Source organism: Haloferax sp. Atlit-6N, assembly GCF_003383195.1.
GTDB classification, from domain to species: domain Archaea; phylum Halobacteriota; class Halobacteria; order Halobacteriales; family Haloferacaceae; genus Haloferax; species Haloferax gibbonsii.
Genome location: NZ_QEQJ01000112.1, coordinates 1 through 608 on the forward strand (window position 1 = coordinate 1; position 608 = coordinate 608).

Annotated in this window: 1 protein-coding gene; it reads right to left on the minus strand. The window is 69.6% G+C overall.

Features of this window, described 5'->3' with window-relative positions; genetic code table 11:
* Positions 1-608, minus strand: a 608-nt coding sequence (locus tag DEQ92_RS21445) for a putative PEP-binding protein (protein ID WP_147299553.1), incomplete at both ends; no start/stop codon positions are given.

Below are 608 nucleotides of genomic sequence, written 5' to 3' on the forward strand. Positions count from 1 at the left end.
CTGGCGGTAATCGCCCAGCGCTGCCACCCGGTCGTTGCCGCGCTCTGCGGCCATCACGTACTGCACGAGGTCGTTCGTGCCGATGCTGAAGAAGTCCACGTGCTCGACGGGTGCGTCGGCGAGAAACGCCGTCGCGGGCGTCTCGATCATCACGCCGAACTCCGGGAGTGCGTAGGCGACGCCCTCGGATTCGAGGTCGGCCGCGACCGACTCCATCGTCTCGCGCGCCTCGCGAACTTCGTCGACAGTGGCGACGAGCGGGAGCATCACCGACAGCTGTCCGCCCGCCTCCGCGCCCGCCGCACGCAGGAGTGCGCGCAGTTGCGTCTCGAAGAGATCTGCGTCGGGACCGAGCGACCGCCGGATACCGCGCTCGCCGAGGAACGGGTTCTCCTCGTCGGGCAGTTCCAGGTACGCGACGGGCTTGTCGCCGCCGACGTCGAGCGTCCGCACGACGACGCGTCTGTCGGGGAACGTCTCCAGCGCCGCACGGTACGTCTCGTATTGCTCGTCTTCGCCCGGCGGCGACTCCCGGTCGAGAAAGAGGAACTCCGTTCGGAACAGCCCGATCCCGTCGGCGCCGCGCTCGGCCGCCGAGGCCAGGTCTG